Annotated in this window: 10 protein-coding genes; 6 read left to right on the top strand and 4 right to left on the bottom strand. The window is 44.4% G+C overall.

The window, feature by feature from the left end; genetic code table 11:
• Positions 1–354 precede the first annotated feature (354 nt).
• The 3 genes from JMX82_RS02535 (at position 355) to JMX82_RS02525 (ending at position 4328) form a co-directional block, all read left to right on the top strand.
• Positions 355–1824, top strand: coding sequence for a cytochrome c (locus JMX82_RS02535; protein ID WP_201539338.1), 1470 nt, complete (start codon positions 355–357; stop codon positions 1822–1824).
• A gap of 165 nt (positions 1825–1989) precedes the next feature.
• Positions 1990–3591 (top strand): flavin monoamine oxidase family protein, encoded by a 1602-nt coding sequence (locus tag JMX82_RS02530; RefSeq protein ID WP_060490921.1) that lies wholly within the window; start codon positions 1990–1992, stop codon positions 3589–3591.
• A 104-nt stretch (positions 3592–3695) separates the two neighbouring features.
• On the top strand, positions 3696–4328 hold the full coding sequence (locus tag JMX82_RS02525; protein WP_201539357.1) for a c-type cytochrome: 633 nt from the start codon (positions 3696–3698) through the stop codon (positions 4326–4328).
• A 143-nt stretch (positions 4329–4471) separates the two neighbouring features.
• Here the strand turns inward: JMX82_RS02525 and JMX82_RS02520 are convergent, their stop codons facing one another.
• The 4 genes from JMX82_RS02520 to tolQ all read right to left on the bottom strand — a co-directional run bounded on the left by JMX82_RS02520 (position 4472) and on the right by tolQ (position 8121).
• A complete protein-coding gene (locus JMX82_RS02520; protein WP_201539336.1) occupies positions 4472–5779 on the bottom strand; it encodes a PD40 domain-containing protein in 1308 nt (435 codons plus the stop codon).
• Positions 5780–5840: 61 nt separating this feature from the next.
• Entirely contained in the window at positions 5841–6842 is a 1002-nt protein-coding gene (locus JMX82_RS02515; protein WP_201539335.1) for a TonB C-terminal domain-containing protein, read from the bottom strand.
• A 75-nt stretch (positions 6843–6917) separates the two neighbouring features.
• Positions 6918–7376 (bottom strand): protein TolR, encoded by a 459-nt coding sequence (gene tolR / locus JMX82_RS02510; RefSeq protein WP_201539334.1) that lies wholly within the window; start codon positions 7374–7376, stop codon positions 6918–6920.
• 4 nt (positions 7377–7380) lie between these two features.
• Positions 7381–8121, bottom strand: coding sequence for a protein TolQ (gene tolQ / locus JMX82_RS02505; protein ID WP_201539333.1), 741 nt, complete (start codon positions 8119–8121; stop codon positions 7381–7383).
• A 445-nt stretch (positions 8122–8566) separates the two neighbouring features.
• Here tolQ and JMX82_RS02500 point away from each other — a divergent pair, with 445 nt between their 5' ends.
• The 3 genes from JMX82_RS02500 (at position 8567) to JMX82_RS02490 (ending at position 14543) form a co-directional block, all read left to right on the top strand.
• Positions 8567–9862 carry an NCS2 family permease gene (locus tag JMX82_RS02500; RefSeq protein ID WP_201539332.1) on the top strand — a complete coding sequence of 432 codons (1296 nt, stop codon included), beginning with the start codon at positions 8567–8569 and terminating at the stop codon, positions 9860–9862.
• Between the two features lie 722 nt (positions 9863–10584).
• Entirely contained in the window at positions 10585–13839 is a 3255-nt protein-coding gene (putA, locus tag JMX82_RS02495; protein ID WP_201539331.1) for a bifunctional proline dehydrogenase/L-glutamate gamma-semialdehyde dehydrogenase PutA, read from the top strand.
• Between the two features lie 11 nt (positions 13840–13850).
• Positions 13851–14543, top strand: a complete 693-nt coding sequence (locus JMX82_RS02490) for a 1-pyrroline-5-carboxylate dehydrogenase (RefSeq protein ID WP_201539330.1) — start codon at positions 13851–13853, stop codon at positions 14541–14543.
• The last annotated feature ends 120 nt before the right edge of the window (positions 14544–14663 follow it).

Here is a 14663-nt window from a genome sequence, read left to right as displayed (position 1 = left end):
TTATTATAATATAAAAAAATATATTACGTTATCAAAAACTGATAATGATAATGCAGTTCTTTACGTTTTGTAAAAATTTGAGACCAATACGTTACTCATTAAGTAATAGTAGCGAAATAGTCTTACATTAGTAGAGTGAGTAGACATCATTTAGTAACTATGTTTATGAAATTACTTTTATCACGCTATTTTATTAAGCATTTACTGGATGATTTGCTACCTCATTTAATGGACTGTCAATTGAGTATAACAAGTCGTCACTCATTAAGGCTTGCTCAATACTAAATGTTTCATCTAAATCGTTCATACTAATAATAATTACAACACCCTAGGTGCCAGCTATATGAGGATATTATGAAGCCACTTTCTGTGATGTTATCGATGCTCGTCATCGGTATGACCTCCAGCGCTGCGATGGCTGAAGGCGCAAGCGTCGTCAATACCAGCCTAGCCAATGCTAGCTTGCCTAATGCCAGTTTACCTAATATTAGTCCAGCCAATAGCGAGCTTGTCAATCGCGGTGCTTACATTGCCCGTGCGGCCGATTGCATGGCATGTCATGGCGAAGATTATACTGGCGGTACAGCGATCGAAACGCCGATGGGAGATATCTACTCAACCAATATTACCCCGTCTAAACGTTATGGTATCGGCGATTATACCGAAGCGGATTTAAAGACTGCGTTGCAAAAAGGTCGTACGCCAAGCCATATGCTTTACCCTGCCATGCCATATCCTTCTTATAGTGGCATGAAAGAAGAAGATATCAGTGCGTTGTTTGCTTATCTGCAAACCGTACCTGCTATCGATGAAGCACCGAAATATAAAACTGACCTGCCATTTCCCTTTAACATTCGCAGCTTAATGATTGGCTGGAATTTTCTCAATGTCCCGTCTACTGAAAACCGTGATGGTCTCACCGAGATGCAGCAACGTGGTGAATATATTGTCAATAACTTAGAGCACTGTGGTACTTGCCATACCCCGCGTAATAGCACCATGGGCTTCGATAAAAAAATGTATCTGTCAGGTGCTCAGCTTGGTCATTGGCATGCACCAAATATCACGCCTGACGAGTCGAGCGGTATCGGTAGTTGGAGTGAGCAAGATATTGTCACTTATCTACGTACTGGTGAGCTTGACCAGCGTGCCTATGCGGGTGGTCCTATGGGCGAGGCGGTTGCACATAGTACGCGCTACTTAAAAAATGAAGATTTGAATGCCATTGCTTCTTATCTAAAAGCGGTGCCTGCTATCCAAACAGATGATAAGGTCGCAGCCGTTGATGTCTCGCGTTTGCCCACACCCACTAGCGAATCTATCACTCATGATTTACTGGCGCAAAAAGATTATTTAGCCCAAGCCAAAGCGCAGGTGAGTAATGGCAGCAATTCACCAGAATCGCTATATTTGGCAGCCTGTGGTAGCTGTCACGGCGTTGACGGTTATGGTCAGCCTGATGCGCGTTACGCTCCTATCGTTGGACTCAGCAGTATTCGCCGTGAGAAACCTGATGCGCTGGTCAATATGATCCTTCATGGGGTAGAAGGCGCGACTAACACGTCACCTATCATGCCAGGGTTCTCAGATGAGCTAAATAGCGAGCAAATCGCTGGTATTACCAATTATGTGCGTGTGAATTTTGGTGGTCTCAACAGTAGTGAGGTGAGTGCTAATGATGTTGATCGTATCGCAACGACAGGTACTGATAAGCCTTTTTTAATAAAATATGCGGGCTTACTGGCAGTAATCGGCATCATCGTGGCTATTATTATCATTGTGTTTATTATGCGAGCAATCTTGCGGTCTAGGCGCCGTCGTTAATTCACTGATTCTATAAAGACGATTTACATATTTATTATAGGATAAGATTTACAGGCAACATGGTAAGGCACAACAGCTCGAAAAACAGACGTAGAACTAAGTCGAGTTGATTAATAATATATATGCCTACCGTCTTGCAGGAACGTCTACTTTAAGGACATTATTATGAAAGACATGCTTCAATCACCAACGCGGCGCCAACTGCTCTCGATGATTGGTAAAACAGCGGGCGCGACCGCGATGTATCAGGCGATGACGACATTAGGATTTGCGTCAGAGTCGAGTTTTAAAGAGACCATGGATCTTAAAGGTGCACCTCCTGGCGCTAGTATCGTCATTCTTGGTGCGGGTCTTGGCGGGCTGACCGCGGCTTATGAGTTACGTAAAGCAGGCTACGATGTCAAAGTGCTCGAATATCAAAATCGTGGCGGCGGTCGTAGCTGGACATTGAACAGTGGGGACAAATATACCGAGCTTGGCGGCGAAGAAGTTACCTGTGATTTTGAAGAGGGCAATTACTTTAATGGTGGACCGTGGCGTCTGCCAAGCCATCATTATGCCGTCTTCCATTATTGCAAACAGTTTGGCGTTGAAATGCAGCCCTTTATTCAAACCAATGATCGCGCTTATTTGCATCGAAGTACTCATTTCGACGGCGTACCTCAGCGCTTGGGTGATGTGAAAAACGATATCCAAGGTCATGTCGCCGAGCTGCTATCGAAATCAGTTAACGTTGGTGGTCTTGATCGCTCGGTCAATACTGAGGACAAAGAAAAGCTATTAGAAGGTTTAAAAGGCTGGGGGGTGTTGGATAAAGATTATCGTTACCGTGCCAGTAATGAGACCAGTAAACATCGCGGCTTTAGCGTGTTTCCGGGTGGTGGCTTGATGCCTGATGCGACGCCATCAAAACCGTTGCCGATTAGTGAGATACTAGATTCAGGTATGTGGGCAGATATTTATGGCAACCATATGACTTATGGTCATCAACCGACGATGTTTCAGCCAGTAGGTGGTATGGGGAAAATTGGTGATGCTTTCACCCGTGAATGCCGCGATATGATTGAGTTTAATGCAAAGGTCACTAAAATTCATCAAGATGACAGTGGCGTCACTGTCGATTATGTAGACAGCAACAGCCCAGATGGTGCCACCAAGACCATTCGTGCAGACTGGTGCGTGTGCAATATTCCATTAACTGTATTGACGCAGATGGATATCAATGTCTCAAAACCAATGAAGCAGGCGATGGCCGCCGTGCCTTATGAGACCTCTTATAAAGTTGGTCTAGAGTTCAACCGCCGCTTTTGGGAAGAAGATGAATGGATATTTGGTGGTCTGACTTATACCGATATGCCCATTGCGCAGATTGCTTATCCTTCACAAAATATGTTTAAAGATGGTACGGGCGTGCTACTCGGTGCGTATGGTTATGGTCCGACTTCTTATAAGTTTAATAGCTTAACGCCGCAAGAACGTATTAATGTTGCGCTTGCTTATGGTAAATACATCCATCCTCAATATCCAAAAGAATTCCGTGCAGGGACATCAGTTGTCTGGCACCGCATCCCATGGACGCTCGGCTGTTACGGTATTTGGAATGAGTCGACCCGTCGTCAGCATTACGACACCTTGTGCAGTATTGATAATCGTATTGTGCTGGCGGGCGAGCATTGCTCACATATTCCGGCATGGCAAGAAGGCGCTATTTTATCTGGTATGGATGCCGCAAAGCGCCTACATAAAAAAGCAAAAATGCTGGTTTAATAACGCTTGGGTTATATAAATAACTATAAGATTCAGAGGCTATCATGGACAATGCAATCGTGAAGAAGGCAATCGCGGAGAAAGTAATCTTGAAGAAAAAAGTCATGAAAAACATGACACTCAAACTGCTGACGCTGATACTGCTGAGTGGGGTAAGCAGTGCAGCACTGTTGGGCTGTAGTCAACAGCCAGATGATGAAGTGACGGTTTCCAGTGTACAAGATCAGGACTCCCTAACAACCAATGACTATCAAGCAAGCCGAAATACGGGTGCGTGGGGCGGCGTTTATATGAGCCGTGAGGAGCTTACTGCACCTGCTATCAATATTGTCGATGACAGCTCATTGCCCAACATGGAAGACGACCCAAGTATTACTGAATGGGACGCAAAGTTTGAAGGCACAAATGGCTTTGTGACGACAGATGGCAAAAAGCTGTATCACGACTCTTGTGCGGCTTGTCACATGCACAAAGGCGAGGGTGCTTACGGTGCAGGCTATTATCCGCCATTGGCGAATAACAGTAAGATGCAATCAAAGTATTACATCATCGATATCTTGATTAATGGCTTTCGTGGCATGCCCTCATTCCATGGAATGATGAACGATGCGCAGATGGCGGCGGTTACTCAATATGTGGTCAGTGACCTAAATGGTTTTACCGATACCGTGACTGCTGAAGATGTGGCAAAACTGCGGCATCCCAATCCATCAGCGGGTGATCCGAGTGATGATTAATTGTATTTACTATTTTAGACAACAATAGTCCAGCATATCCTAGGAGCAAAATGATTTGACCGTGCTTCGCAATATAAAAAAGCGCCTAATTATTTATCAGGCGCTTTTTTATGAGCAAGACTTTATGAATTAAGAAAGAGGATTTATTTAGGACTCGATGACCAGACTGGTGACCGAATCGTGCCTTGACCAGACTTACCAAACGACTCACCACCATTCAATGATTTGATGGTTAATACACCTTTGCCATCTTGCTTTGAGGCGTAAACGACACGCTTACCATTAGGCGAAAAGCTTGGCGCTTCATCGATACCCGTATTGCCCAAGTTAGCAGTAACAGCGCCGCCGCTATTCATGATCGCCGCTGAGCGACCACTTAAAAAGGCAATTTGTGAGCCATCGTTACTAAATTGCGGGCTAGTGGCATAACCGCTACTTGATACCTTAGTAGTACGTCCTGAACCAAACTCATAACGATAAATCTGTGGTTTATTAAATCCAGTTTTGTCTGATACAAAAACAAAGGATTTGCCATCAGGCGCATAACTTGGTTGCACTTCGCTGCTTGGCCAATTGATAAGCCTTCTAGGTTGACCACCACTGGCACTCATCTCATAAATATCTGCGCTACCTTCAAAGCTGCTAGAAAATAATATCTTGCTGCCATCAGGTGAAAATGATGGACTGAGGTTGCTGCCAGGGAAGGGCGTTAACGGGGTTGCACCGCCACCGCTCACACTTTGTACATAAATAACGGGATAAGATTTATCACGTTGTACAGAATAAGCAATACGATTGCCATCTGGCGACCATGTTGGTGAAAAGATAGAACCGGTTACTTCAGTAATGGTTTTGGCATTTTCGCCATCGGCATCCATCACTTTTAAACGTGAGACTTTTTCTTTACCAGTACCAGTCTCTTCAATATAAGCAATACGCCCTGAAAAGTCACCTGGCGTACCAGTAATTAGCTCATATACTTTATCAGCGATGACGTGACCAGCATAGCGCATGCTTTCTCTATTATTGTCAGCCGTTAAGCTTTGTTTGCCTTCGATTACTCTACCAGATTTAACGTCAATCACTTCGTAATCGGTTACTATTTTACCGCGATTGCTGCGGGTGCTGCCGACCACTAGATAAGGAATCCCCATGCTTTGCCATACTGGTAATGTGCCTGCCAGCTCGCTGCTACTGCGCGGCTGCTGTGGTAGATCTTTGCTAGTCACTTTTAGCTCTGTTTTGCTTAAATCATTTAGAATAATCGGCGATAATACAGAATCACCAGCAAATGGCACAAAGGCGACTTGGTTTTGTTGTCTTGGAGCCACAACTGTTACATCTATCTCCATTGGTTCAGCATTAGCAGTGTAAAAAGGTGACAAAAATAAAGGAGAAAGTAAGAGCGCAATTGGTGTCATACGTAAAACAGAAGCGGTCGATAATGTCATAAGTCAATACCCTAATTTAATGATGTATTAATAATGAATCAATTTTACTATTTTTTAAAAATTATTTAATGGTAACGTTAATCACTAAGTTTGCAAAGCTTGCGGGATTATTAAGATCAATTGGCAATGGGCTTGAATCATAAGCTGCTTTTTCCGCGGCTTCATTCACCTCTCTATTCAAATCTCCATTTGAGCCACTAGCTTTGGCAGATAGTACGTTACCTCTTGTATCTAATTTAAGAGATATTTTAGCGGTTTTACCCTGTGTCTCATTTGGTGCATTAAGGTTGCGTTCAATCTTATCAGCGATAGCATTTTTGAACTCACCGGTAGAGCGAGAAGAGCTATTTGAGCTACCTTTCGCGGTACTAGAGGTGGCAGAATCACCAGATATGGTTGACTCACCATCTTCTGACAAGCTAAAGCTTTTATCTGCGCTACCAGAATCACCTGTATTAATCTTTAAATTTTTATCAGTCGCCGTCGGGCGTGTAATCTTTGGCGGGTTATTTTGTTTATTACGGAAATCGCCCAGCTGTTTTTGTTCTTCTATTAGCTGTTCTTTTTTGTTTTGCTCCACCTGACCATGCTCTTCTGTCACCGACTCATCTAATTGTGCTGCCCACTCCGCCATTCGACGTTCGTAGTCTTGGTTTTGCTCAAGTAAGCGTTGATGCTGCTCTTCACTCATCAGCATTGGTTGACTGGCAGGATCGTTAGAGCGCGTAAAGACAGGCACACGCTGCGAGTTTGGCTGACTGGCGCTATCGCTAAAACTTTCTGATGATGAGGTGCTCGATGCACTGCTTGTGCTAGTTTCAGCTTGCATCGCGCTAGCTGCGGCTGCACGATTGGCAAGGATTTGACCTTGCATTTCAGCCAATTGCTCAGGGGAGACCATGACCGTCTCAATACTTTCCACAGTGTCGGTTTTAGTATGTTGATAAGTATAAACGAGTATCCCAATCACGAGACCATGTGCCAGCACGCTAAGTAGCGTAGGCAATGTTAGCCCATTGCCTTCAGGTTGGGTCGGTACATAAACGACAGGAGCATTATGCATGGTAAAGATACTCAAGGACGAGGTTCATCAAATTATCTACTTTATTATAGCAAGCTGAGCGAGGAATAGGATTTATTACAATGATGGTGTGGGCAAGGGTGCGCCTGTTAATAATCCCACCTTTTGAATGCCTGCTTGTTGTAAGGTGGCCATGAGTGTCATGATAGCGCCATATTGATTGTTTCGATCGGCATTAATCATCACTTGTACGGGCTGAGCGCCTACATTGCTGCTTTGGCTTTGCAGATTGGCGAGCGTATCAATCAATTCTGGCTCACTGATAGGCAAGTCAACATTATTCTCATAGCTGATAAAAATATCGCCACTATCGGTCAAGGACACAATGACGGGTAGTTGGCTTTGGCTCATGGTATTGGTTTGCTCTTTTGGCAAGTCAACATCGACGCCCGTAATCAGCATGGGCGCTGTGACCATAAATATGACGAGCAGCACCAACATCACATCGATATAAGGAACGACATTCATCTCCGCATTTAGCGCTTTTTTTTCACGGCGATAGGGACTCTGTTTCATGATTTCATAGTCCTTGTGCCTGATTGGCAGTAGATGTCGTTTCTCTCGTAGCGATATTTTCTCTACCAACAGTGCTTTCTGCACTGGTCTCGCGCTGGAGCATGCCCGTCATTTCATCACAAAATAAAGCACGTGAATCGTACAAGCGACTAGATTTGGCGGTAAAGTGGTTATACGCCAGTACGGCAGGAATCGCTGCAAACAAGCCCATAGCGGTTGCTATTAGTGCTTCGGCAATACCAGGTGCGACAGAGGCGAGGGTCGCTTGTTCCGTTTGTGACAACCCTAAAAAGGCGTTCATGATGCCCCAAACTGTACCGAACAATCCAACATAAGGCGCGACTGAGCCAATGCTCGCTAGCGTGGTTAGTCCGGATTCTAATAGTTGCTGCTGACGTCCTAAACCGACTCGTAGCTTGCGCTCAACACCATCGATGATGTCATCCTTGGGTTGGCGCTTTTTATGCATTCTTAAGTATTCAGAAAATCCCACATAAAATATTTGCTCAAGTCCTTGGCGTTCAGGCGAGCCTTGTACGCCTTGATAAAGCTTGGCTAAGTCTTCACCTGACCAAAACCAAGTTTCAAACTGTTGATCGAAATTTTTGGCCGTACCAAGCCGCGCGCTCATACGAAAGATAATTACCCAGCTAAGTAAAGACGCCAATAACAATAATGCCATCACAATCTGCACCAAGAGACTGGCTTGGGTAATAAGGTCGATAATATTTAATGATTCAGGCATGTATGGGACTCATGGGTAATTAATAATAGCTGGCATGGCGCGACACGCAGACCAGATAGGATCTTTAATAACGAAAATATAATATGACAGTCATGATGCATATTGCTATCAGCCGCCTAGTGTACTGCTAAATGTTGAAAAGGTCATTTGTTAAAGTGTTAAATACCAAATAATTAACAGCTGTTTGTACAATTCATAGTATAAGATTAATTTATATGCGGATGTCTGAAATATTGTCTGGCTGTTATGTCTCAATTGACTGAAAAGGTGGGTTTGTACCCATAAGGCACTGGTAATGATTGAATTTGTACCGCAACTTCTCTAAAATGTTGCACCTTGTTACCGCTGTCTTTTGATAATGACGTCGCCATCCATTGGCTGACGTCATATTTATTTTAGGCATCAATAAATTTGTTCTTTCACTAGCAAGCTGGGCGCGACACTTATGAATGCAATTGAACGCTATTTTGGTATTAATGGTGAAAACACCACAGTCAAAACGGAAATCCTTGCCGGTATAACTACCTTTTTAACCATGGCTTATATCATCTTTGTCAACCCCAACGTATTGGCGGAAGCTGGTATGGATAAAGGGGCGGTATTTGTTGCTACCTGTTTAGCAGCGGCAATAGGCTGCTTTATTATGGGTATCTATGCCAGACTCCCGGTGGCACTCGCACCAGGTATGGGTTTGAACGCCTTTTTTACTTACGGTGTTGTATTGGGTATGGGCTACGCTTGGCAAACTGCGCTAGGTGCTGTTTTCTTATCGGGTTGCTTGTTTATCATTTTGAGTTTGTTTAAGATTCGCGAATGGGTTATCAATGCCATTCCAAACAGCCTTAAGCAAGGTATTGTGGCAGGTATTGGTGCTTTCTTAGCATTTATTGCGCTACAGAGCTCAGGTATCATTGTCGGTCGTGATGCGACATTGGTAATGCTAGGTGACATGACCTCATTTGCGCCTATGATGGCTGCTTTGGGTTTCTTTATTATTATTGGTTTGGTCTATAAAAAAGTCCCAGGTGCCGTGACGATTGGTATCTTGGTTATCACCGTGATTAGCTTGTTGACAGGCCATACACAGTTTGCTGGCATCATGTCTGCGCCGCCATCTATCACACCAACATTGATGGAGCTTGATATTGCCGGTGCCTTTGACGTTGGTATGATCAGCGTTATTTTTGCCTTCTTATTCGTCGATTTATTTGATACGACAGGTAGTTTGGTTGGTATTGCCAATAAAGCAGGTTTAATTGATAAAGACGGCAATATTCCTAATATGGACAAAGCGTTACTGGCGGATTCTGCTGCTACGGTCGCTGGTGCAATGTTGGGTACGTCATCGACTACCAGTTATATTGAGAGTGCTTCTGGAGTAGCATCAGGTGGTCGTACAGGTCTGATGGCAGTGACGGTTGGCGTATTGTTTGTGCTGAGTATTTTCTTTGCACCATTGGCTGGTATGATTCCTGCTTACGCCACAGCTGGCGCGATTTTCTATGTGTCGGTACTGATGTTATTTACCCTAAAAGAAATCAACTGGGAAGATTTGACAGAAGCGGCTCCTGTAGCGGTTGTTCTGTTATTGACCCCGCTGACGTACTCTATCGCTGATGGTATTGCGCTTGGTTTTATCACTTTTACCGCGGTAAAACTGATGACCGGTAAATTCTCTGAAATTACGATCCCAGTTTGGGTATTGACGGTTATTTTGCTGACCAAGTTGGTGGTTTTATAAGTTTTACTAGGATGCGGTGAGCGTTCGATATTACTTTACTGCTTTTGAGTTTTGTTACGTTAAATTCCTCTTTATTCGGAAACGATAAAGGGGTTTTTTTTGATTTAAAATGGCTCAAATTTCCCTAAATATATTCAAGTGTTTGATTTAATAAAATAATTAATCGCCAATAGTAAATAGAAAAGTATAACCAGTGCGTCATAAGGGATAAAGTGCTGTTAACTGATTGTTTTTTAGAAATATATTAATTTGTGAAAATAAGCAATATCGTTAGTTTGAAAATTTTTTTCATGATATTATAGCCGAGTTAAGCGCATCACCTCAATCAACGCCGTAGAGGTTTTTCTTACAGTGAATTAGCAGCACCCAAGATGGCAGATTTTTTTGCTAAAGCGATTTTTTCGTTTTAATAGCGATATCTGATCATCACACTCCTTTCACTACAAACAAGAAGAAGGCACTAATGCCGCTTAGCTGTTCGTTGTTGCCTTTGTATTGTTAACGTAGCCCGTTTAACAGTCGAACGACCTACTTAACCGCTTCCAGCCTATGCTGGATTTTCTCGTTTTGTGATGGCGCCGTTTGGACTTTTGATTATTGTTATAAGTATCTATCGATAGCCGTCATCTAAATGAATGATGGTGATGGCTAGTTATACCAGACGATCAGACTTCCTAAAGCACTATTTATGATGGTTTTTAAACGATAGTTATGGAGTTGTTATGAACCCAGTAGACCAGTTTACCCCGCAAGAGCCGATTTTGTTTAATCCTGTCGATTTGCTATCGCCAGATTATATTGCCCAGTCGGCAGAAACTCTGCACGCCCGTATTTCGCCGTTGTATAGCGTTGATGAAGAGCGCTGGTTGTCCAAATTATTGCCACTTGCTGAACCCAGCACAGAAGAACGTGACGCCGCTGCTGAGCAAACGCGCCAGCTGGTTGAGCATGTACGTAATGATGGCAAAGCGGTCAAGATGGTCGACTCATTACTGCTTGAGTATAGTCTTGATACCCAAGAAGGTATCTTGCTGATGAGCTTGGCAGAAGCCTTGATTCGAGTGCCAGACAATTATACTGCTGATGCGTTGATTCATGACAAAATGAGTGTGGCTGATTGGAAAAAGCACATCAAAAATGACAACGGTTTTATGGTCAATGCCTCAACATGGGGCATGATGATGACTGGTCGTGTCGTCAGTATTGATAGTAGCACCACAGCATCAGGCTTTTTGGATCGCATGACTAAAAAGATGGGTGAACCTGTCATTCGTAGTGCCATGCAAAAAGCCATGCGTATCATGGGTCATCAGTTTGTATTGGGCGAGACCATCGAAGACGCCAATAAAAATAGCCAACCTTATCGTAATAAAGGCTATACCTATTCGTTTGATATGCTCGGTGAAGCGGCTATTGCGCATAAAGACGCTGAAAAATACTTCAATGACTACCTGCATGCGATCAGAGCCACTGCCAGTATCAAAGTCAAAGAAGGCATGCCTAAGCCATCAGTGTCTATCAAGCTGTCAGCATTGCACCCTCGCTATGAAGCCACGCAAGAAGCCCAAGTCATGGGTTTATTGCGTCAACGCTGCTTGCTGCTTATCGAAGCGGCACGTGAAGTCAACGTTGACCTTAGTATCGATGCCGAAGAAGCCGACCGCCTTGAAATTTCTTTAAAACTGTTTGAGTCTTTGTACCGTGACAATTTGACGGCTGACTGGGATGGTCTTGGCTTGGTCGTGCAAGGTTACTCTAAGCGCGCCATCGCTATTTTGGTGTGGCTGGCTCGTCTATCGACTGAGGTGGGAGATCGTATTCCAGTACGTCTGGTAAAGGGTGCCTATTGGGATACTGAGATCAAGCTTGCCCAGCAAAAAGGTCTGTCAGGCTATCCTGTCTGGACACGCAAAGAAGGCACGGATACTGCTTACCTTGCCTGTGCGCGTTTCTTATTGTCAGATCATCTGCGAGGCTTGATTTGGCCACAGTTTGCGACACACAATGCGCACACCCTAGCGTCAATTATGACCATGAGTAAGCATAGAGACTTTGAGTTTCAGCGTTTGCACGGTATGGGCGATGCTCTTTATGATCATATCTTACAAGCGTATAAAATTCCGGTACGTATTTATGCCCCAGTTGGCGCGCATAAAGACTTACTGCCGTACTTGGTACGTCGCTTGCTCGAAAACGGTGCCAACAGCTCGTTTGTCCATCAGCTGCTAGACAAGTCTTATCCGATTGAAAAGCTGACAGTACATCCTTATGACAAGCTACTGGCCAATGCGACATTGCACAATCCAGAGATTCCGTTGCCGTTAGAGATTTATGGTGCGCGCCGTGCCAGTTTTGGCCCTAATATATTCGTAGAGTCACAATGGCTGCCCTTTAAATCTGCTATCGATAGCCATTTGCATAAAACTTGGTCAGCGACGTCCGTCGTCAAGGGCAAAGCAGTTGATGAATATGAAGTAAATGGCGTAACACATAAGCTTGAGACTCAAACCGTACGTGCACCTTGGAACCACGAAGTAAGTGCTGGTGAAGTCACTTATGCCAATGCTGAAATAGCTGGTCAAGCAATCGATGCGGCAGTGGCAGGGCAAAGTGTCTGGCAAGCAGTATCAGCTGCTAAGCGTGCTGAAATATTGCGTAAGATAGCGGATCTCTATGAAGAAAACTACGCTGAGCTAATGGCGCTATGCCAAATCGAAGCGGGAAAAACCCTTCAAGACGGTATTGATGAAATCAAAGAAGCGGTTGATTTCTGCCGTTTTTATGCCGATGAAACAGAGCGTCTAGACGACGTCGTGCATGAATTCACCGATTTGGCTGGCAAGCAATCTCGTCAAGTTTATAAAGCACGTGGTACCTTTGTCTGTATTAGTCCATGGAACTTTCCATTGGCTATCTATACGGGTCAAATCGTAGCGGCGCTAGCAGCAGGTAATACGGTGGTGGCGAAACCTGCCGAACAAACCAGCTTGATTGCCCATTTTGGTGCTCAGCTAATGTACCAAGCAGGCGTACCAACACAAGCCTTACAGTTAGTGATCGGTGCTGGCGATGTTGGTGGTGCATTGACAGCGGCTGACAATATAGCAGGTGTGATATTTACGGGTTCAACCCAAACGGCTCAACGTATTAACCAAAGCCTAAATGATCATGCACAAGCCAGTGGTGAGTTACCTGTCTTTATCGCTGAAACTGGTGGTCAGAATGCTATGATCGTTGATTCAACGGCATTGCCAGAACAAGTGGTTAGAGACGCTGTTTTATCTGCATTTGGTTCAGCAGGTCAGCGTTGCTCAGCTTGTCGTATATTGTGCGTGCAAGAAGAAATGGCTGATAATTTAATTGAGCTATTACAAGGTAATATGGCTGAGCTATCGGTCGGCAATCCTTTATATGCTGCTACAGATGTGGGCCCAGTGATTGATGCGGATGCCAAACGTAGTCTTGAAGCGCATATCGAGCGTATGGACGCTGAGCCAACGGCGACTATCTTGGCACAGACGCCAATGAGCTCAAGCTCAGTTGTCAGTCAAGAACAGTCTACCTTTGTATTGCCAACAGCGATCGAAGTGAAAACCATAGATGTCATCGGTGGTGAGCACTTTGGTCCGATTCTACACGTACTGCGTTATCAAGCACGTGATCTGAATAAGTTGATTGATGCCATCAACGCGACAGGCTTTGGCTTGACCTTGGGTATTCATAGTCGTATCGAAAATACCGTTGAGCACATCGAGCGCCGTGCGTTTGTAGGTAATACTTACATCAACCGCAACCAAATCGGTGCCGTCGTAAACGTACAACCATTCGGTGGTTGTGGTCTGTCTGGCACGGGTCCTAAAGCTGGTGGCCCGCATTATGTCGCACGTTTGATGCAGCTTAGCTTAGAGTCAAATAGCGGCAACCAGACAACTGCTAATACTACTACCCAAACCACCACTCAAACAGAACTCGCATAAGGGGAAGCAACATGGCGACTGAATTCAAAAAAAATCATGCCCAGGTTTGTGAATCTTGGCGATTACTTGGCGCAGTGAATCGCGCAACATATCTGCAAGCGGCTATTCCAAAATTGGCGCTGCTGACTGGTGACGCCAATAAAGCAAAGCGTTTGTTCAATCATCTATTGAGCGCCGCGCCTAGCTTGGATGAGGTGCATCGCATGACTGGTGCAACTGGTGAGTCCAACGATCTATATGTCACTGGTCGTGGTAAGACCATGGTTATTGGTGGTGAATCTGCTAGAGCCATGGCAGTATTGGGACAGCTGGTAGCAGCACTATTGACAGGTAATGAAGTCATCCTGCATTGCCCAAGCCAAGATGAGATGTGCAATGAAGCTGCCAAGATACTATATGATACAGGTATCAGCGAAGATGTATTGAGTGTGGCGAATGACTCGCAAACCGTTACGCTTTTATATATCGATCGTCTGGCACAGGTTGCAGTCTCTGGTAATCGAAGCGAAGTGCAGGCTATCAGCCAAGAGCTTGCCAATACAGACGGTATCTTAACGCAAGTCATTAGTGTCACCGATATGGAAGGCTTGTTAGAGATGCTAACGCCTGATTATTTGCATCGTTTTGTCACTGAGCGTGTAAAAACAATCAATACCACAGCGATCGGTGGTAATGCTAGCTTGCTTGAACTTGGTACAGAATAACCGTATTAATTACAAACCCGCTTGGCTTTTATATCCGTTTTGATAAGTGCTAAGCAGTGATTGGTATAGCTATAAATACCAAATACGATTTATAAGAAAAAACCGCTATCTGAATAATTG

It is taken from the genome of Psychrobacter sp. 1044 (genome assembly GCF_904846525.1).
Taxonomy (GTDB): Bacteria; Pseudomonadota; Gammaproteobacteria; order Pseudomonadales; family Moraxellaceae; genus Psychrobacter.
The sequence above is the reverse complement of the archived record's forward strand: the minus strand, read 5'-3'. Positions and strand labels throughout refer to the sequence as shown.